We start from the raw sequence: 18978 nt of genomic DNA on the forward strand, positions 1-18978 counted from the left end.
CTGTGGGAAAAAGGCAGTTTGTGCTTGACAGTACTATGGCAAGTTGATAGACAGTTCATTGTGCTTTCGAGGCCCCCTTTGAGGAAAAAATGGCCTGTCAGGCCGATTTATAAATGTCGTAAAGGAGGAAACCCACGATGCCGACCGTGAGCTTTAAGGGCAAAGATTTTGAAGTGGACGAGGACGGCTTCCTGCAAGATCCCGAGACTTGGGACGTTGACTTCGCTCACTACGTGAAGGAGCAAGAGGGCATCTCCGAGTTGACCGACGAACACTGGAAGGTTATCCACTACCTCCAGGACTACTACAAGAAGAACGGCATCGCCCCCATGGTCCGGATCATGACCAAGGTCACCGGCTACAAGCTGAAGCAGATCTACGAGCTGTTCCCCAGCGGCCCCGGCAAGGGCGCCTGCAAGATGGCCGGTTTGGCCAAGCCCACCGGCTGCGTCTAGTACTCAGCGGCCCGATTCATACGGTGTCCCGCCGAGCTTTCGGCGGGCACCGTCTTTTAGGGCTACACCTGTACAATATTTCGGCTATACGTTTCAAGGTATAGGCATTCGGAGCAAATGGGACATGGGCGAGAACGCATCGCGCCTGAAGCTTGAGGCGGCCCCCAAGGCATACGAGGGCGAACAGGACAAGGCCAGGGCCCCGGAAGAGACCGTGGCCTGGGTGCGCGAGCGTTTCGCGTCCATGGGCCACGACGTTTTGCGCCAGGTGATGCGCATCGACACGGGACGTCTGGGCATCCCCGTGTACATCAGCATCTGCGGCGACGAGGCCAAGGGGGTGATCGGCACCCAAAAGCAGATGGGCAAGGGCGCCGCTCCGGCCCAGGCCGAGGCCAGCGCCCTCATGGAGTTGGCCGAGCGCTTCTCCTTTTTCAGCTTCATCAAAAGCGATGGCTTCCCCTGGCTCACCGCCCCCGAGGCCGGCCCCCAGGCCATGGATTTCGCCCAAGCGGCCAAGGCGGTGCACCATCCCCCCGAGGACCTGGCGCGGGCCAAGGCGGTCTTTGACCTGCTGCCCCAGAGGTGGGCCTGGGCCCGCAACCTGGGCGCGGGGCGCGACGAGCGCCTGCCCCTGAGCTGGTTCTACGCCATCAACGAGTACAACGGCCCGGCGGCGGGCAACTGCCTGGAAGAGGCGGTGTTGCAGAGCCTGTGCGAAGTGGTGGAGCGCCACGTTTCGGCGGTGGTCACCCTGGAAAAGCGGCCCACCCCGGCCATCGACCCGGACAGTGTGACCGATCCCGTGGCCGCCGGGCTCATCGCCAAGTTCATGGGGGCGGGCATCAAGGTCTATCTCAAGGACTTCACCTGCGACATGGGCATCCCCTCGGTGGCGGCCCTGTGCTACGACCCCAGCACCTTCCCCGCCTCCAGCGAGATCGTCTACGCGGCGGGCACCGCCACCAGCCCGGCCATGGCCTTGGTGCGCGCCCTCACCGAGGTGGCCCAACTGGCGGGCGAGTTCAACACCCACACCTCCTACAAGGTCAGCGCCCTGCCCAAGTTCGCCCAGCTGGAGGACGCCAGCTACGTTACCGAGGCGGCGGGCACGGTGGCCCTGGACTCTCTGCCCAACCTGAGCGCCCCGGACTTCCGCGACGAGGTGATGAACTGCGTGGGCGCCCTGGAGGATCGCGGCTATTCGGTGTATTGCCTCAACGCGACCCACCCGGAGCTGCAAGTGCCCGCGGTTTATACCATTGTGCCCGGAGCCCACTTCGCCTACCGCACCACCGGCACCGACGTGGTGTTCCACGCGGCCAAGGCGGCCAGCCAGCTTCCAGACCCCCTGCAGGCCCTGGCGGTGTTAAACCAAATGCTCGAAGAGGCCGGGCAGACCTATTACCTGGAGTTTTTCCGGGGCCTGGCCTTGATGGCCCTGGAGCGGCCCGGCGAGGCCCTGGCCTCCTTGGACGCGGCCCTGGGCCTGAACCCGCCATCCAGCGACGAGGCCTCCATCCACACCCACCGGGGCGCGGCCCTCAAGGATCTGGGGCGCTACGACGAGGCCAAAACGGCCCTGGGCCGGGCGGCCTCCTTCCGCGACCCCCACTCGGAAGTGTTCAATCTGCTTGGCTTTTGCCACTACATGCTCAAGGAGCACGAGATGGCCATCGAGGCCTTTGGCCGGGCTATAGAGCTGGAGCCGGGCCTGGCCATCAACTACGCCAACATCGGCAGCAACTTGAGGGAGCTGGGTCAGTTCAAGGAGGCCTGCCAGATGTACGAGCACGCCTTGGAGCTGGACCCCGGCCTGGGGTTTGCCCGGGATAATCTGGAAAAGTTAAGGCAAAAGCTTTAAGCCTAGTCAAGCCGTGGAAAAGCCCCGCCGGGCGGTTAGCTCGCGCCAGCGGCCGGCCCCTTGCCGGGGGCGGCCCAATATGGCTAAAATTTAGAGGCTGTCATGATCTGGGGGGATCGATGAGGCGAAAAACCAAAAATGCTTGGTTGCTTTTGGCCATGCTGTGCTTGGTGGCGCTCCCGCGTGCCAGCGCCGGCATGAGCAGTTTTGAGTTTTGGGACCAAAAATGCGCCGAGCCGCAGATCAGGGAAACGGTCGGATGCCTGGTGCATCGGGCGCAATCGTTGGTTTTCACGCCTCCCGCTGACCAAGAAAAAATCCAACAGGCGGTCATCCTTTATAAAAAGGCCCTTGCCCAGGACTCATGGAACGTTTCCGCCGCGAGCGGTCTGGTTACCGCCTATTTGCGCCTAAAGGACTACCCCGGCGCCTTAAGGGTCTTGAATTGCACTATTTTCCGGCAGCCGTGGTTCTTGGAAATGCGCCTTTTTCGCTGCCAACTCTTGGAGGGAATGGGCTTGCCCCTGGAGGAGGCCAAGCGCTGCTTCGCGGACGTGGCCAGGCGCTACCGGGAAAACGAGCGCTTTGACGCGGATTATGTGCTGGCCGCCCTGCTGGCGGATAGCCCCGAGGGCGCGGAGGTCAAGCGAGAGTTCCATGAACGAGCCAAGCCCGGGACGCCGGAAGAATATTTATGGCAGAGCGTGTTCAAAGATTTTGACCGGGATGATTACCTGAAAAAGACGAAGTTGGTGGAAGAGGGTTACCGGGCGTCGCCTCTTAACCAAGAAATTACCCTGGCCGACTGCGTGGGGGTTATGCCGGGGGCGACGCGGGGCCATGCCGCGAGCCCCTCTGAGCGAGCCGCGGCGCAACGAAAAGAGGCCGAATACCACACCAAGGTCAGAAGGCAGCAGGCGGTGAGCCAGGCCCAGTCCTACCTGGCGCAAAAGGACTATGGCGCGGCGCTGGAGATTATCGAGGCCGAACCGGCCACGGAGTCGGCGGGCGATCATTTGCAACTGCTGGGGTGCCTGTTGCGGGAAAAAACCGGCCGCCCGCCGGAAGAGTACCAGGCCTGTTACCGTCAATACCTGGCGGCCCTGGAGCGAGGCGATTTTTACGTCACCAACCCCAACTATGTCAGGGTGGGGATACTGGCCTACTGGCCCGACAAAAAAAGCATCCGGGAAAAGGTGCTGGCCAACTTCATGCCCGGCACCCAAGACCAAAAGAACTGGGAACAATACCTGGACGTTTTACGCAGACAAGACGTGTTTGAGGTGATGTTCAAGTGGTAGGGGCGCGCTGACCGCGCCGGCCCGCCGGGGTATTCGCGCAGGCTCTTGCCGCCCCCCGTCTAATCCCCCACCGGCTTGCGGCGCAGGGATTTGATCTGACCCCGCTGCTTTTTGGCTTCCAGGCGGCGGCGTTTGGCGGCCCGGGAGGGCTTGGTGGGCCGCCGGGGCTTGGGCGGGGGCTTGGCCTTTTCGGCCAAGGCATGGGCCAAGCGCTCCAGAGCCACCTCCCGGTTCTGGTGCTGGGAGCGGCGCTCGGTGGCGCTCACGGTGATGCCGCTGGGCAGGTGGGTCAGGCGCACCCCGGTTTCGGTCTTGTTGCGGTGTTGGCCGCCCGGCCCGGAGGCCCGAAAAAACTCCCAGAGCAGGTCTTTTTCTTCTATTTCCGGCGGCAGGTCCACGGGCTAGGCCCTGGGGGCCCGCTTGTCGCACTCGATATAGGCGTAGGCCGAGTGGTTGTGGATGGACTCGAAGTTCTCGCTGTCCACGGTGAACCAGACGATGTTGCGGTCGTCGCTGAGCTTGCTGGCCACCTCGCGCACCACGTCCTCCACGAACATGGGGTTGTCGTAGGCGTGCTCGGTGACGAATTTTTCGTCGTCGCGCTTGAGCAGGGAAAACACCTCGCTGGAGGCGCTGCTTTCCACCATGTGGATGAGGTCCTCGATCCAGATGAAGCGCTTGAACCTCACGGCCAGGCGCACGATGCCCCGCTGGTTGTGGGCCCCGGTGACGCTTATCTCCTTGGAGCAGGGGCACAGGGTGGTCACCGGCACCGCGATCTCCACCACCAGATCCATGCCCGCGCCGTTGAGGCTACCCCGAAAGGCCACGCCGTATTCCATGAGCCCCTGGGCCTGGCTCACCGGGGCGGCCTTTTCCAGGAAATAGGGGAACTCCACCTCGATGTGGGCGCTCTCGGCGTCCAGGCGGTGCTTCATCTCCTCCAGGATGTCGGGGATGTTCTTGATGTTGATGCTGCCGCTGTACTCGCTGAGTAGCTCGATGAAGCGGCTCATGTGGGTGCCCTTGTACTGGTGGGGCAGGTTCACGTACATGTTGATGGAGGCCACGGTCTGCTGGCTGCCGTTGGCCCGGTCCAACACGGTGATGGGGTAACGGATATTCTTCACCCCCACCTTGTCGATGGCGATGTTGCGGTGGTCGGGCTGGTTTTGTACGTCGAGCATGATAACTTGGCTGCTTTTACCATGGCCGCGCCCGGGGCGGGCCGGGGGCGTTGCTTGGGTCGTCCCCTGCCGCGGAGCGGCGTGAGTTTGGTTGTGGTTGCTACTCTTTATATGCCGGATTATTTACCACGGCGCTAACAATTTCGACATACCGTTCAACAATAATTGGGGGCGCACCGCCCAGTCGGCGATGCGCCCCCAATTACTTCGGTTCGGCTCGCCCGGGGCCTACCAGCCCCAGGTCAGGTACTCGTGCATGCTGTTGGCGGCCAGGCGGCCCGCCCCGGCGGCCTTGATGACCGTGGCCGCGCCGGTGACGATGTCGCCGCCGGCCCACACGCCGGGCTTCTTGGTCTTGCCCGCCTCGTCGGCCTCGATGTAGCCCCACTTGTTCACGGCCAGGCCGGGGGTGGTCCGGGTGATCAGGGGGTTGGCCCCGGAGCCGATGGCGATGATGGCCAGGTCGCATTCCAGGGTCTTGGTGGAGCCGGGGATGGGCTCGGGGCGGCGGCGGCCGCTTTCATCGGGCTCGCCCAGCTTCATCTCTTGCAACTCCACCGCCTTGAGGCGGTTGTCCTCGTCGCCGATGAAGCGGATGGGGTTGTGCAACACGAAGAACTGGATGCCCTCGTCCTTGGCGTGGTGGATCTCCTCGCCGCGGGCGGGCAGCTCCTGCTCGGAGCGGCGGTACACGCATTTCACGTCGTCGCAGCCCATGCGCATGGCGGTGCGCAGGCTGTCCATGGCCACGTTGCCGCCGCCAAAGACACACACGTGCTCGCCGCCCACCAGGGGGGTGTCGTACTCGGGGAAGAGATAGCCCTTCATCAGGTTGGCCCGGGTCAGGTATTCGTTGGCGCTGTAGACCCCGATGAGGTTCTCGCCGGGTACGCCCACGAAGCGCGGCAGGCCGGCGCCCACGCCCAGGTACACGGCGTCAAAGCCTTCCTCGGTCAAGAGCTCGTCCACGGTGATGGTGGAGCCCACCACCATGTTGCACTCCACCTTGACCCCCAGGCGCTCCAGGAAGTTGACCTCCGCGGCCACGATCTCCTTGGGCAGGCGGAACTCGGGAATGCCGTAGACCAACACGCCGCCGGCCTTGTGGAAGGCCTCGAACACGGTGACCTCGTGACCCTTGCGGATCAGGTCGCCGGCCACGGTCAGGCTGCCGGGGCCCGAACCCACCACCGCCACCTTCTTGCCGGTGGGGGCGTCCTTGGGGGGCATGGGCAGGTCCTTTTCGGCCCGGGCCCAGTCGGCGGCGAAGCGCTCCAGGTTGCCGATGGCCACGGGCTTGTCCTTCTTGCCCACGATGCACATGCCCTCGCACTGGTTCTCCTGGGGGCACACCCGGCCGCAGACGGCGGGCAGGGAGTTCTTCTGCCACAGCTGCATGATGGCCCCGGCGTAGTTGCCCTGGGCGATCTCGGCGATGAACTGGGGGATGTCCACGTTAACCGGGCAACCCTCCTTGCAGGAGGGCTTTTTGCACTGCAAACAGCGCTGAGCCTCGGCCTGGGCCATCTCGGCGGTGTAGCCCATGGGAACTTCTTCAAAATTGCGTCGCCGCACCTCGGGCTTCTGTTCGGGCATCGGGGTGCGCGGAGCTTTTTCCTTTTTCGCTTTTTCGGCCATGCTCACCCTCTCCTTATTTGCCCTTGGTCTCGCAGGCGCATTTTTGCTCGTAACGGTCCATGGCTTGCCGCTCCTGGGGCACATAGGCGGTCAGGCGCTTGGACAGGCCTTCGAAGTCCACCTTGTGGGCGTCGAACTCCGGGCCGTCCACGCAGGCGAACTTGGTCTCGCCGCCCACCTGCACCCGGCAGCAGCCGCACATGCCCGTGCCGTCGACCATGATGGCGTTGAGGCTGACCATGGTGGGCACGCCGTACTCCTCGGTGACCTTGGAGCAGAACTTCATCATGGGCACCGGCCCGATGCACACCGCTTCCTTGACTTCGGAGCCCAGCTTGGTGAGCTGCTCGCGCAGCACGTCGGTGACAAAGCCGTGATGGCCGTAGGAGCCGTCGTCGGTGCACACGTAGAACTCATCGGAGGCCTTTTTCATCTTGTCCTCCATGATGAGCAGATCCTTGGTGCGCGCCCCGATGATGCTGATGACCTTGTTGCCCGCCTGGTGGAAGCCCCGGGTGATGGGGTGCAGCACGGCCACGCCGGTGCCGCCGCCCACGCAAATGACGGTGCCTTTTTTCTCGATGGGGGTGGGGGTGCCCAGGGGACCGGCGATGTCCATGATGGCGTCCATCACCTCCAGGCTCTTGAGCAGGGCGGTGGTCTTGCCCACCACCTGGTAGATGATGGTGATGGTGCCCCGGTTGGGGTCGGTGTCGGCCATGGTCAGCGGGATGCGTTCTCCGGTCTCGTTGACGCGCAGAATGACGAACTGGCCCGGTTTGGCCTTGGCGGCGATGCGTGGAGCCTCGATCTCGTTCTCCACCACCGTGCCCTGGGCCAACACCCTCTTGGCTAGGATCTTGTACATGGACTCTCCTCGACGTTTCGTAATATGAGACCCGCTGAACTCCGGGGCGGCGCCCCAAGGAGGCAGGTGCTAAAGCGGGAACCCCGGCAGCTATAATATAGCCTTCATTACCACCGGGGTTAACTTTAGTCAAAACAAAATCGCCCCTTGCGCATACATCGCCGGAGGACGAAACTCAGTTCGTTGGGGGACTTGTGAGTTTATTCTCTTGACCTGGGATATAGAACATGCTATTCGCCGACATAGCCGTTTCAATCCGCCCAGTTGCAGGGGAGGGGGGACGGCCCTAGATCACCAACAAGCACCTTTAGGCAAAAGGTCTTGCCGTTTGGCCCGCGCGGGCTGCCGGAAACCCCGGAGGTCGCACGGACCTTATTAAGCACTGCCGCGCTTATTTATAGTTTAAGGAGGAAGTAACTATGCCCAAGCTGCCAGATCCCAGAGAAAACGCTGATTACATAATCGCGGAGGCAGCCGAAGAGTACATGAAGCCCATCAAGGATATCGCCAGCGAGCTGGGGATAACCGATGAAGAGCTTCTGCTGCACGGTCACTACGTGGCCAAGGTGGACTTCAAAAAGCTGCTCGAGCGGCTCAAGGACAAGCCGGACGGCAAGTACATCGACGTGACCGCCATTACCCCCACCCCTCTGGGCGAGGGCAAATCCACTTCCTCCATGGGCCTGGTCGAGGGTCTGGGCCAGCGCAAGGTCAACGTGACCGCGGCCATTCGCCAGCCCTCCGGCGGCCCCACCATGAACATCAAGGGTTCGGCGGCCGGCGGCGGCTTGGCCCAGTGCATCCCCTTGACCCCCTTCAGCCTGGGTCTGACCGGCGACATCAACGCCATCATGAACTCCCACAACCTGGCCATGGTGGCTCTGAACTCCCGCATGCAGCACGAGCGCAACTACACCGACGAGCAGCTCATGCGCCTGAGCAACATGGAGCGCCTGGACATCGATCCCACCAACATCGAGATGGGCTGGATCATCGACTTCTGCTGCCAGGGCCTCAGGAACATCGTGATGGGCCTGGGCGGCCGCACCGACGGTTTCACCATGCAGTCCAAGTTCGGCATCGCGGTGAGCTCCGAAGTCATGGCCATCCTGGCCGTGGCCAAGGACCTGGCCGACATGCGTGAGCGCATGGGCAAGATCGTGGTGGCCTACAACAAGAAGGGCGTGCCCATCACCACCAAGGACCTGCAGGTGGACGGCGCCATGACCGCCTGGATGGTCGAGGCGCTCAACCCCAACCTGCTGCAGTCCCTGGAAGGCCAGCCGGTGTTCGTGCACGCCGGTCCCTTCGCCAACATCGCCATCGGCCAGAGCTCCATTATCGCCGACCGCGTGGCCCTGAAGCTGGGCGACTACCACGTGACCGAGTCCGGCTTCGGCGCGGACATCGGCTTTGAGAAGTTCTGGAACCTCAAGTGCCGCTTCAGCGGCCTGAAGCCCAACTGCGCGGTGGTGGTGGCCACCATCCGGGCCCTGAAGTGCCACGGCGGCGCCCCCATCCCGGTGCCCGGCAAGCCCATGCCCGAAGAGTACAAGGGCGAGAACGTGGGCTGGGTCGAGAAGGGCTGCGAGAACCTGGTGCACCACATCAACACCGTGCGCAAGGCCGGCATCAACCCGGTGGTGTGCATCAACGCCTTCTACACCGACACCGACGCCGAGATCGCCAAGGTGCGCGAGCTGGGTGAGGCGGCCGGCGCCCGCGTGGCCCTGTCGCGCCACTGGGAGCACGGCGGCGAAGGCGCCCTGGAGTTCGCCGACGCGGTCATCGACGCCTGCAACGAGCCCAACGACTTCAAGCTGCTCTACGAGCTGGAGACCCCGCTGCGCGAGCGCATCAACCTGATCGCCAAGGAAGTCTACGGCGCCGACGGCGTGGACTACTCCGACGTGGCCCTGGGCAAGGCCAAGAAGATCGAGGCCGATCCCGAGCTGTCCAAGCTGGGCACCTGCATGGTCAAGACCCACCTGTCGCTTAGCGACAACCCGGCCCTCAAGGGCGTGCCCAAGGGCTGGCGCCTGTTCGTGCGCGACATCCTCACCTACGGCGGCGCCGGATTCGTGGTGCCCGTGGCCGGCAACATCTCCCTGATGCCCGGCACCGGCTCCAACCCCGCCTACCGTCGGGTGGACGTGGACGTCGAGTCCGGCAAGGTCAAGGGCGTGTTCTAGTAACTACGTCAAATACCTGCTATCTCAAGCCCGGGCCCTTGCGGCCCGGGCTTTTTTTGTTCACAGCCGGGCCTTAAGGCAAGCGAAGGGCTTGGTTTTACATGGGCGAATAGGCTAACATGACCTTTAATGGGGTGCATGGTAATAATCAATAAAACTGATGGATTAACTAGGGTTCCCGTGATCGGGGAATCAAAACTTGCCAAGGTGTGGCTTTTTGTCTATAGTGCCGATCGTTGATTAATGTTACTATTCCGAGGTATTTAATGACAATTTTCACAAGGGGGCAGGCGACCTGTACCCAGTGAGCAGTCCCTGATCCGCCGGGCGTCTGGCCCGGTGGAAAACCGCTTGCAAGGACGAATTGGAATGGCACAAAGCAAGAAAGTCGGGGCGGTGATGGTAGTGGGCGCCGGTATCGCCGGCGTGCAGGCCTCGTTGGACCTGGCCAACGCGGGCTACTACGTCTACCTGGTGGAGAAAACCACGGCCATCGGCGGCCGCATGGCCCAACTGGACAAGACCTTCCCCACCAACGACTGCGCCATGTGCATTATCTCGCCCAAACTGGTGGAGTGCGGACGCCACCTGAACATCGAGATCCTCACCCAGGCCGAGGTGGCCGCCATCTCCGGCGAGCCCGGCGACTTCCAAGTGGAGGTGCACCAGGAGCCCCGCTTCGTGGACATGGAGGCCTGCACCGCCTGCGGCGACTGCATCGAGTCCTGTCCGGTGTCCTTGCCCAACGAGTTCGACCAGGGCCTGAGCCAGCGCAAGGCCACCTTCAAGCGCTACGCCCAGGCCTTCCCCAATGCCTACGGCATCACCAAGCTGGACCAAGCCCCCTGCTCGGTCACCTGCCCGGCCAACCTCAACGTGCAGGGCTACGTGCAGATGGCCAAGGTGGGCAAGTTCGCCGAGAGCCTGGGCATCATCATGAAGGACCTGCCCCTGCCCGGCACCATCGGGCGCATCTGCCCCCATCCTTGCGAGGACGCCTGCCGCCGCCTGAGCGTGGACGAGGCCATCGCCATCCGCGACATCAAGCGCCTGGTGGCCGACGAGGTGGGGGTGGCCAACGTGCCCCAGCCCGAGGTTGAGCCCCGGAGCGAAAAGGTGGCCATCGTGGGCGCCGGCCCGGCCGGCCTGTCCTGCGCCTACCACCTGGCCAGGGGCGGCATCAAGTCGGTGATCTACGAGGCCCTGCCCGTGGCCGGCGGCGCCCTGGCCACCGGCGTGCCCGCCTACCGCCTGCCCCGCCAGGCCCTGGCCCAGGAAGTGGCCATGATCGAGGGCATGGGGGTGGAGATCAAGCTCAACACCCCCATTGGGGGGGACATCAGCTTCGCGGACCTGCAAAACGACTACGACGCGGTGTTTTTGGGCGTGGGCGCCCCGGCCAGCTTCAAGCTGAACGTGGCCGGCGAGGACAGCGCCAACGTGGCCACCGCCCTGGGTTACCTGCAGGATCTCAGCCTGGGCAACGCGGTGCCCAAGGGCGACAACGTGGTGGTGGTGGGCGGCGGCAACGTGGCCATCGACGCCGCGCGCAGCGCCCTGCGCGAGGGCGCGGCCAACGTTACCATGGTCATGCTGGAGTCGGAACAAGAGTGCCCGGCCAGCCCCTGGGAGGTGGAAGAGGCCCTGGAAGAGGGCATCACCATGTTCCACCGCCGGGGCGTGTTGGCCATCAACACCAGCGGCAACCAGGCCACCGCCCTGGTGCTCAAGAAGTGCACCCGGGTCTTTGACGAGAACAAGCGCTTCGCGCCCGAGTTCGACGAGAGCGACACCATCGAGCTCGAGGCCGACCTGATCATCACCGCCATCGGCCAGCGCACCGACCTCTCCTTCCTGGGCGAGGACTCGGGGCTGGAACTGACCCCCCGAGGCACCATCGCCGCCGACCCCTTGACCCGGGCCACCAACCTGGACAAGGTCTTCGCCGGCGGCGACGCGGTCACCGGGCCCTGGATCGCCATCGGGGCGGTGGCCGCCGGACGCGACGCGGCCATCAGCATGCTGCGCAAGTTCGACGGCCTGGACCTGGCCGAAGGCCGGGCCAAGCCCGAGCTCAAGCCCGAGGACGAGCAGTGCTTCAACCCCATCCCACTGGATATCACCATCGCGCCCCGGGCCCATATGGAGATCCGCGAGGCCGACAGCCGCAAGGGCGACTTCGAGCAGTTCGAGCTGGGGCTCACCGCCGAGCAGGGACAGCAGGAGGGCGAGCGCTGCCTCAACTGCGCCGTGTGCTGCGAGTGCTTCCAGTGCGTGGAGGCCTGCAAGGCCCACGCCCCGGCCCACGAGCAGACGGCCCGCGAGCTGACCCTCAACGTGGGCAGCGTGATCCTGGCGCCGGGCTTCGAGCCCTTTGACCCGGCCATCTTCGACACCTACTCCTACGCCAAGCACCCCAACGTGCTCTCGGCCATGGAGTTCGAGCGGGTGCTAAGCGCCTCCGGCCCCTACCAGGGCCACCTCCAGCGGCCCAGCGACGGGGCCGAGCCCAAGAAGATCGCCTGGCTGCAGTGCGTGGGCAGCCGCGACATCAACCACTGCGACAACGGCTACTGCTCGGCGGTGTGCTGCATGTACGCCATCAAGGAGGCGGTGATCGCCAAGGAGCACGCCTCCGAGGAGCTGGACGCCACCATCTTCTTCATGGACATGCGCACCTACGGCAAGGACTTCGAGAAGTACTACAACCGGGCCGAGAACGAGAAGGGGGTGCGCTTCGTGCGCTCCCGCGTGCACTCGGTGGACCCGGCCGAGGACGACCGCCTGCGCATCGAATACGTCACCGAGGACGGCGAACCCAAGGAAGAAGAGTTCGACATGGTGGTGCTGTCGGTGGGCCTGCAGACCGGCCCCGAGGCCATCGAGACGGCGCACCGCCTGGGCATCGACCTCACCGGCTACAACTTCAGCGAGACCAGTTCCTTCGCCCCGGTGGGCACCAGCCGGGAAGGCATCTTCGCCTGCGGCGCCTTTGCCGGTCCCAAGGACATCCCCCAGGCGGTGATGGAGGCCTCCGCCGCCGCCTGCGTGGCCAGCCTGGATCTGGCCGAGGCCCGGGGCAGCCTGAGCAAGGAAGTCTCCTACCCCATGGAAAAGGACGTGAGCGACGAGCAGCCCCGGGTGGGGGTGTTCGTGTGCAACTGCGGCATCAACATCGGGGGCATCGTGGACGTGCCCGCGGTGCGCGAGTACGCCGCCACCTTGCCCTACGTGGCCTTTGTGGACGACAACCTGTTCACCTGCTCCCAGGACACCCAGAACAAGATCAAGGAAAAGATCGAGGAGAACAACCTCAACCGGGTGGTGGTGGCCTCTTGCAGCCCCCGCACCCACGAGCCCATGTTCCAGGAGACGATCCGCGAGGCGGGCCTGAACAAGTACCTGTTCGAGATGGCCAACATCCGCGACCAGGACTCCTGGGTGCACCAGGGCGAGCCGGAAAAGGCCACCGCCAAGGCCAAGGACCTAGTGCGCATGGCCGTGGCCAAGGCCACCCTCATCGAGCCGCTGCACCAGGTGGAGCTGCCCCTGGAAAAGAGCGCCATCGTGGTGGGCGGCGGCGTGGCCGGCATGAGCGCGGCGCTCAACCTGGCCGGCGCGGGCTATCCGGTGCACCTGGTGGAAAAGAGCGGCGAGCTGGGCGGCAACGCCCGCTACCTGCTCAACTCCTGGAAGGGCGAGGCCGTGGCCCCCTACCTGGAGGAGTTGGTGGGCAAGGTCAACGCCCAGCCCAACATCACCGTGCACCTGAACAGCGAACTCACCGCCTTCAAGGGCTTCGTGGGCAACTACGTGAGCAGCATAACCGCCGAGGGCGGCAAGGAGACCACCGTGGAGCACGGGGTCATCGTGCTGGCCACCGGCGGCCACGAGCTGAGGCCCAGCGAGTACCTCTACGGCCAGAGCGACGCGGTGATCACCTCTCTCGAGATGGACATGGAGCTCAAGGGCAACCCCGACGCGCCCAAGGCCTGGGACTCGGTGGCCTTCATCCAGTGCGTGGGCTCCCGCGAGCCCGAGCGGCCCTATTGCAGCCGTTTGTGCTGCACCCACTCGGTGGAGAGCGCCATCAAGGTCAAGGAGGCCAACCCCGAGGCCAACGTGTACATCCTCTACCGCGACATCCGCACCTACGGGGTGCGCGAGGATCTGTACAAGAAGGCCCGCGAGGCCGGGGTGCTGTTCATCCGCTACAACCTGGACGACAAGCCCCAGGTGAGCGAGGAGGGCGGCAAGCTGACGGTTACCGCCACCGACCACGTGCTGGGCCGCCCGGTCAGCTTCGACGTGGACCGGCTGGTGCTGGCCGCGGCCATCGTGCCCAACGAGGTGCACAAGCTGGCCGAGGCCATGAAGACCCCGCTCAACGCCGAGGGCTTCTACCTGGAGGCCCACGCCAAGCTCCGGCCGGTGGACTTCGCCACCGAGGGCCTGTACCAGGCGGGCCTGGCCCACTATCCCAAGCCCATCGATGAGGCCATCGCCCAGGCCAACGCCGCGGCAGGACGGGCCATGACCGTGCTGGCCAAGAGCGTCATCCGCGTGGGCGGCGTGGTAGCCACGGTGGACCCCAAGAAGTGCTCGGTGTGCCTCACCTGCGTGCGCACCTGCCCCTACGGGGTGCCCAAGATCGTGGACGGCGCGGCCCACATCGAGGTGGCCCAGTGCTACGGCTGCGGAGCCTGCGCCGCCGAGTGTCCGGGCAAGGCCATTACCCTGCAACACTTCACCGACGCCCAGATCCTGGCCAAGGAACGGGCTGCGATGAACTGAGATAATTTGGCGGCGGCGGCCCCCGGGCCGCCGCCATCACCTGCCGCTGACCCGCCCCCAGGGGCGGAAGGGGACCAGGAGGACGAACTTGAACGCTGAGTTTGAACCGAAGATAGTGGCCTTCTGCTGCCAGTACTGAGCGTACTCCGCCGCGGACCTGGCAGGTTCGATGAGATTGCAGTACCCCACCAACGTGCGAGTCATCCAGTTGCCCTGCTCCGGGCGGGTGGACATCTTGCACCTGCTGCGCTCCTTTGAAGACGGCGTGGACGGCGTGTACGTGGCCGGTTGCATGGAAGGCGATTGCCACTTCCTCACCGGCAACCTCAAGGCGCGGCGCAAGGTGGAATACGTCAAAAAGGTTTTGGAGTCGCTGGGCATCGAGCCCGAACGCATCGAGATGTACAACATGAGCTCGGCCCAGGGACCCCGCTTCGCGGAAGTGGCCAACGAGTTCACCCAGCGCATCAAGGAGCTGGGACCCAGCCCGGTGCGATCGGCCAAGGCGGCCTAGAGACCGGCGGGAGCGAGACGGATCCAGCTATCGGTTGACGAGGAAGGACAGTTGCCATGATCGTAGGTGACAGCAAGCCCTTGGAGGAGATCCTGTCCATGATCGAGGGGCGGGAAAAGGTCCTGGTGTTGGGCTGCCGGGGGTGCGTGACCGTCTGCAACGTGGGCGGCGAAAAGGAAGTGGGCATCCTGGCCAGCGCCCTGCGCATAGCCCGCAAAAAGGCGGGCCTGCCCCCCACCGTGGAAGAGATGACCCTGGAGCGCCAGTGCGATCCCGAGTACGTCGAAGAACTGGCCGACGTGGCCGATAAATACGACGCCATCGTCTCCATCGCCTGCGGGGTGGGGCCCCAGTTCGTGGCCGAGCGCTTCCAGAAGGTGCCGGTGTTTCCGGGCATCAACACCACCTTCATCGGCGGGGCCTTGGAGCACGGGGTCTGGGCCGAGCGCTGCCAGAGCTGCGGCAACTGCCTGGTGCACAACTTCGGCGGCCTCTGCCCCATCGCCCGCTGCTCCAAAAGCCTGATGAACGGCCCTTGTGGCGGCTCGGCCTCGGGCAACTGCGAGATCAGCCCGGAGGTGCCCTGCGTGTGGGACCAGATTGTCCAGAAAATGAGCGCCATGGGCAGGCTGGAGGAGTTGGAGCAGGTGTGGCCCAACAAGAACTGGTTGACCGCCCGCGACGGCGGCCCCCGCAAGCGGGTTAGGGAGGACCTCAAGCAATGAAAGCCGGCAGCAATCTGGAAAAGGTGCTCTCCGCTGGCCACTTTGCGGTTACCGGCGAGCTTGGTCCGCCCCAGGGCAACAACGCGGAGGAGGTGCGCCACAAGGCCGGCTTCCTCAAGGGCATCGTGGAGTCGGTTAACATCACCGACAACCAGACCGCGGTGGTGCGCATGGCCTCTTGGGCCGCCTGCAAGATCCTCATCGACGAGGGCCTGGAGCCCAACTATCAGATGGTCTGCCGCGACCGCAACCGCCTGGCCCTGATGGCCGACATCCTGGGGGCCACCGCCCTGGGCATCAAGAACGTGCTGTGCCTCTCCGGCGACCACCAGCGCTTCGGCAGCCATCCCGAGTCCAAGAACGTCTACGACCTGGACTCGGTGCAGCTCCTGGCCGCCTTCAAGAAGATGCGCGACGAAAAGAAGTTTTTGAACGACAAGGATCTGGACGGCTCGCCCGACCTCTTCTTGGGCGCGGCCTCCAACCCCTTTGCCGATCCCTTCGAGTTCCGGGTTTCCCGCCTGGCCAAGAAGATCGCCGCCGGGGCCGACTTCGTGCAGACCCAGTGCATCTACAACATGGACAAGTTCCGCCTGTTCATGAAGCAGGCGGTGGACCGGGGCCTGCACGAGAAGTGCTACATCCTGGCCGGGGTCACCCCCATGAAGTCGGTGGGTATGGCCAAGTACATGGCCAAGTTCGTGCCGGGCATGGACGTGCCCGAGTCGGTGGTCAAGCGCCTGCAAGGGGTGGACAAGAAGCAGCAGGCCGCCGAGGGCATCAAGATGGCCATCGAGCAGATCGAGGAGTTCAAGGAGATGGAGGGCGTGGCCGGGGTGCACGTCATGGCCATCGAGTGGGAGCATCGGGCCAAGGAGATTATTGAGGGCGCGGGGCTGCTGCCCCGGCCGGTGGTCGATTAACTCTGACCGGGGCCCGGCTGCGCCAGCCGCCGGCATACTGCGTTGCTGGCTGCGCGCTGACCTCGACGTAGCTTGAGCTACGCCTCCGGTCCGCGCTGGCCAGACGCCTTGTCTGCCTGCGGCTGGCTGTGCCGGCCCGTTCACGACACGTTCATTAAATGCGTGCATTCTGGAGAAGCCCTGCGGGGCTTCTTTTTTTGGGGGGGCAAAAAAGGGAGTCTGAAAAAAGAATCAGTAATAGCGGTCATTGCGAGCCCCGCCGGTAAAACCGCTGCTTCGCTAGGAAGGCCTTCTCCCGACGGGGCGCGGCAATCTTCGATTTCCTCGAGGCTTGGCTGGGGAAAGAGATACCTCCCCGTCGGGTTCAGAGGGGAGACAAGGGAAACGGAAGATGGCCGCGTCGCGGCGGGAGCAGGGCGGTCATTCCACCACCCGCCGAGGCCGCCGCTCCTCGCCATGACGGCTATGGGCTGGAAGCGAAGGCACGAGCGCTGTCGACTTTGCGTGGGGGCTTGCTGGCGCACCGAGATTGCTACGCCGCTGGGCGGCTCGCAACGACAACGGTCTTTGTAAACTCGAAGGCCCCCCGACTCCCGCCCCCGTCAGCAGCACAGCCAGGCGGTCACGGGCCAGGCGTCCGCCGAGCGACAGCCGCAGGCGTAACCGATGCTACGTCGAGGCTGAAGCGATGCCGCCAACGCAGCCCCCGGCCGTCTGGCGCAGCCGTCTAAAATGCTACCAGTTTGATCGCTATGGCGATCAGAATCGCGCCCCCCACTATGCCCATGCGATGCCCCAACTTGGCGCTCATCAGCCCGGCCAGCTTCATGGCAATGAGGGTCATGCCCGCGGCCACGATGCCGATGACCACCGCCGAGCCGAAGACGTTTTGCCCCACCATGCCCAGGGACAGGCCCACCCCCAGGGCGTCGATGCTGGTGGCCAAGGAAAGGGCCACCAGGCTCCAGCCCTTGGTGGGGTCCAGGCCCTGGCTGCGGTCCTCCGGAGGCTGCAAGGCCTCCCAGGCCATCTTGCCGCCGATGAACAAAAGCACCGCCGCGGCGATCCAGGGGGCCCAGCGGGTGGCCACGGTGGCCAGGCCCGCGCCCAGGCCCCAGCCGATCAGGGGCATGAGGAACTGGAACAGGCCAAAATGAAAAGACAGGCGGAATATTTGACGGGGGGCGCCGAAGCGCCCCCCCACGGCCAGGCCCACCGCGAAAGCATCGCAACCCAGGGCCACGGCCAAAGCCAGGGTTTCAACCAGGTTCACTACTCGTAGATCTTTTCTCCGGACTCGGCCTCAAGGGCGTCGGCCTCGAAATCCCGGGGAGCCGAGGTCTTGGCCTGGTGATAGGCGCGGTACCACTCGTGGGCCACGATCATGCTCATCACCTCGTTGGTGCCGGTCCAGATGGAGGCCAAGCGCAAGTCGCGCACGATGCGCTCCACCGGGAACACGTTAGTATACCCGATGCCCCCCATCACCTGCATGGCGTGATGGGCCGCCTGCTGGCAGGATTCGGTGACGAACTTCTTGGTCTGGCTGATGAGCCGGCGGGTGTGGTTCTGATCCTCGCCCGCATCCACCGCCCGGGCGGTGGCGTAGATCATGGCCCGGCTGGCGTCCAGCAGGGTCACGGCCTGGGCCACCTGGAAGCTCACGCCCTGGAACTGGTTGATGGGCTGGCCGAAGGCCTTGCGCCGGGTGCTGTAGCCGGTGGCCACGTCCACCGCGGGCTGGGCCGCACCGATGGTCATGGCCGCGGTGCCCAGGCGCTCGGGGATCATCATGGTGTTGAACACCTTGTAGGCCCCGCCCACGCTGCCCACCACGTTGGCCTTGGGCACCTTCACGTCCTTGAACACCAGACGGCCCGCGCCGCCGCCCCGGCAGCCCATGAGGCCGTAGAGGTAGGCCACCTCCACTCCGGGGCCCCGGTTCACGATGAAGCAGGTCAGGGCCTGGCGCGGATCGGCCTTGGGGTCGGGGTCGGTGCGGGCGTAGACCAGGAAGTAATCGGCCCCCTCGGCCCCCACGATGAAGCGTTTCTGGCCGTTGAGCAAAAAGTGGTCGCCCTGGTCCTCGGCCACGCTGGTGGTGCCGAAGAAGTCGGAGCCGCCTCGGGGCTCGGTGAGGCACTCGGCCGCGAAGATCTCCCCGGCCAGCAGCGGCTTGACGTAGCGTTCCTTTTGTTCATCGTTGCCGTGCTGGATGATGGCGTCGCACACCAGCTCGGCCCCCACCCCGAAGACGCAGGCGAAGATGTAGCCCAGCACGCCCACCTCTTCCATGACCATGCAGGTGCTCACCCAGTCCAGGCCTCGGCCGCCCCACTTACGGGGGTAACGGCAACCCATGAGGTTGCGCCGTCCGGCCTCGGCCAAAAACTCCTTGGGAAAGGTGACCTTGTCCTGGTCCATGTCCAGGATGAGCTGCCGGGGCACCCAGGCCACCAACTCGCGCACCTCGTCACGCAGCTTGCGCTGTTCTTCGTTAAGCAAAAACTCAAACAT

The 18978-nt window shown here is 64.5% G+C and carries 14 protein-coding genes and 1 pseudogene; 9 read left to right on the forward strand and 6 right to left on the reverse strand.

The genetic code is table 11. The features are described 5' to 3' along the window. The first annotated feature begins 137 nt into the window (after nucleotides 1-137). The 4 genes and pseudogenes from AACH32_RS05605 (at nucleotide 138) to AACH32_RS05615 (ending at nucleotide 3620) form a co-directional block, all read left to right on the forward strand. Nucleotides 138-455 carry a TusE/DsrC/DsvC family sulfur relay protein gene (locus AACH32_RS05605; protein WP_338605798.1) on the forward strand — a complete coding sequence of 106 codons (318 nt, stop codon included), beginning with the start codon at nucleotides 138-140 and terminating at the stop codon, nucleotides 453-455. A 124-nt stretch (nucleotides 456-579) separates the two neighbouring features. Continuing rightward, nucleotides 580-2319, forward strand: coding sequence for a YcaO-like family protein (locus AACH32_RS05610; RefSeq protein WP_338605799.1), 1740 nt, complete (start codon nucleotides 580-582; stop codon nucleotides 2317-2319). A gap of 197 nt (nucleotides 2320-2516) precedes the next feature. After that, nucleotides 2517-2753 (forward strand): annotated as a pseudogene (locus tag AACH32_RS20850) (tetratricopeptide repeat protein); the annotation flags it as partial. 84 nt (nucleotides 2754-2837) lie between these two features. Further along, nucleotides 2838-3620: a hypothetical protein gene (locus tag AACH32_RS05615; protein WP_338605800.1), complete on the forward strand. Its 783-nt coding sequence runs from the start codon at nucleotides 2838-2840 to the stop codon at nucleotides 3618-3620. A gap of 59 nt (nucleotides 3621-3679) precedes the next feature. On the opposite strand, the gene AACH32_RS05620 is transcribed toward AACH32_RS05615, so the two are convergent. From AACH32_RS05620 to AACH32_RS05635, 4 genes are all read right to left on the reverse strand, one after another. Further along, entirely contained in the window at nucleotides 3680-4018 is a 339-nt protein-coding gene (locus AACH32_RS05620; RefSeq protein ID WP_338605801.1) for a peptide chain release factor-like protein, read from the reverse strand. A 3-nt stretch (nucleotides 4019-4021) separates the two neighbouring features. Further along, nucleotides 4022-4807, reverse strand: a complete 786-nt coding sequence (gene folE2 / locus AACH32_RS05625; protein WP_338605802.1) for a GTP cyclohydrolase FolE2 — start codon at nucleotides 4805-4807, stop codon at nucleotides 4022-4024. Between the two features lie 228 nt (nucleotides 4808-5035). After that, nucleotides 5036-6445: an NADPH-dependent glutamate synthase gene (gltA, locus tag AACH32_RS05630; RefSeq protein ID WP_338605803.1), complete on the reverse strand. Its 1410-nt coding sequence runs from the start codon at nucleotides 6443-6445 to the stop codon at nucleotides 5036-5038. Nucleotides 6446-6458: 13 nt separating this feature from the next. Then, nucleotides 6459-7313 carry a sulfide/dihydroorotate dehydrogenase-like FAD/NAD-binding protein gene (locus tag AACH32_RS05635; RefSeq protein ID WP_338605804.1) on the reverse strand — a complete coding sequence of 285 codons (855 nt, stop codon included), beginning with the start codon at nucleotides 7311-7313 and terminating at the stop codon, nucleotides 6459-6461. A gap of 419 nt (nucleotides 7314-7732) precedes the next feature. On the opposite strand from AACH32_RS05635, the gene AACH32_RS05640 reads away from it, so the two are divergent. The 5 genes from AACH32_RS05640 (at nucleotide 7733) to AACH32_RS05660 (ending at nucleotide 16461) form a co-directional block, all read left to right on the forward strand. Next, nucleotides 7733-9505, forward strand: a complete 1773-nt coding sequence (locus AACH32_RS05640; RefSeq protein ID WP_338605805.1) for a formate--tetrahydrofolate ligase — start codon at nucleotides 7733-7735, stop codon at nucleotides 9503-9505. A 369-nt stretch (nucleotides 9506-9874) separates the two neighbouring features. Beyond that, nucleotides 9875-14299 (forward strand): FAD-dependent oxidoreductase, encoded by a 4425-nt coding sequence (locus tag AACH32_RS05645; RefSeq protein ID WP_338605806.1) that lies wholly within the window; start codon nucleotides 9875-9877, stop codon nucleotides 14297-14299. 88 nt (nucleotides 14300-14387) lie between these two features. Continuing rightward, nucleotides 14388-14813 carry a hydrogenase iron-sulfur subunit gene (locus AACH32_RS05650; protein ID WP_338605807.1) on the forward strand — a complete coding sequence of 142 codons (426 nt, stop codon included), beginning with the start codon at nucleotides 14388-14390 and terminating at the stop codon, nucleotides 14811-14813. Between the two features lie 56 nt (nucleotides 14814-14869). Continuing rightward, nucleotides 14870-15538 carry a methylenetetrahydrofolate reductase C-terminal domain-containing protein gene (locus AACH32_RS05655; RefSeq protein WP_338605808.1) on the forward strand — a complete coding sequence of 223 codons (669 nt, stop codon included), beginning with the start codon at nucleotides 14870-14872 and terminating at the stop codon, nucleotides 15536-15538. After that, on the forward strand, nucleotides 15535-16461 hold the full coding sequence (locus tag AACH32_RS05660) for a methylenetetrahydrofolate reductase (RefSeq protein ID WP_338605809.1): 927 nt from the start codon (nucleotides 15535-15537) through the stop codon (nucleotides 16459-16461). The genes AACH32_RS05655 and AACH32_RS05660 overlap by 4 nt, the downstream gene beginning before the upstream one ends. Nucleotides 16462-17188: 727 nt before the next feature. On the opposite strand, the gene AACH32_RS05665 is transcribed toward AACH32_RS05660, so the two are convergent. Continuing rightward, entirely contained in the window at nucleotides 17189-17734 is a 546-nt protein-coding gene (locus AACH32_RS05665) for a manganese efflux pump MntP (protein WP_338605810.1), read from the reverse strand. After that, nucleotides 17734-18978 (reverse strand): acyl-CoA dehydrogenase family protein, encoded by a 1245-nt coding sequence (locus AACH32_RS05670; protein WP_338605811.1) that lies wholly within the window; start codon nucleotides 18976-18978, stop codon nucleotides 17734-17736. The genes AACH32_RS05665 and AACH32_RS05670 overlap by 1 nt, the downstream gene beginning before the upstream one ends.

This window comes from Desulfoferula mesophila (genome assembly GCF_037076455.1).
In the GTDB taxonomy this organism is placed as follows: Bacteria; Desulfobacterota; Desulfarculia; order Desulfarculales; family Desulfarculaceae; genus Desulfoferula; species Desulfoferula mesophila.

Bases quoted from the DNA above. Each gene is read 5' to 3' on its own strand.
- AACH32_RS05605 (WP_338605798.1), top strand. From the start codon at position 138: ATGCCGACCGTGAGCTTTAAGGGCAAAGATTTTGAAGTGGACGAGGAC.
- AACH32_RS05610 (WP_338605799.1), top strand. From the start codon at position 580: ATGGGCGAGAACGCATCGCGCCTGAAGCTTGAGGCGGCCCCCAAGGCA.
- folE2 (WP_338605802.1), bottom strand. From the start codon at position 4,807: ATGCTCGACGTACAAAACCAGCCCGACCACCGCAACATCGCCATCGAC.
- gltA (WP_338605803.1), bottom strand. From the start codon at position 6,445: ATGGCCGAAAAAGCGAAAAAGGAAAAAGCTCCGCGCACCCCGATGCCC.
- AACH32_RS05635 (WP_338605804.1), bottom strand. From the start codon at position 7,313: ATGTACAAGATCCTAGCCAAGAGGGTGTTGGCCCAGGGCACGGTGGTG.
- AACH32_RS05640 (WP_338605805.1), top strand. From the start codon at position 7,733: ATGCCCAAGCTGCCAGATCCCAGAGAAAACGCTGATTACATAATCGCG.
- AACH32_RS05645 (WP_338605806.1), top strand. From the start codon at position 9,875: ATGGCACAAAGCAAGAAAGTCGGGGCGGTGATGGTAGTGGGCGCCGGT.
- AACH32_RS05655 (WP_338605808.1), top strand. From the start codon at position 14,870: ATGATCGTAGGTGACAGCAAGCCCTTGGAGGAGATCCTGTCCATGATC.
- AACH32_RS05660 (WP_338605809.1), top strand. From the start codon at position 15,535: ATGAAAGCCGGCAGCAATCTGGAAAAGGTGCTCTCCGCTGGCCACTTT.
- AACH32_RS05670 (WP_338605811.1), bottom strand. From the start codon at position 18,978: ATGTTTGAGTTTTTGCTTAACGAAGAACAGCGCAAGCTGCGTGACGAG.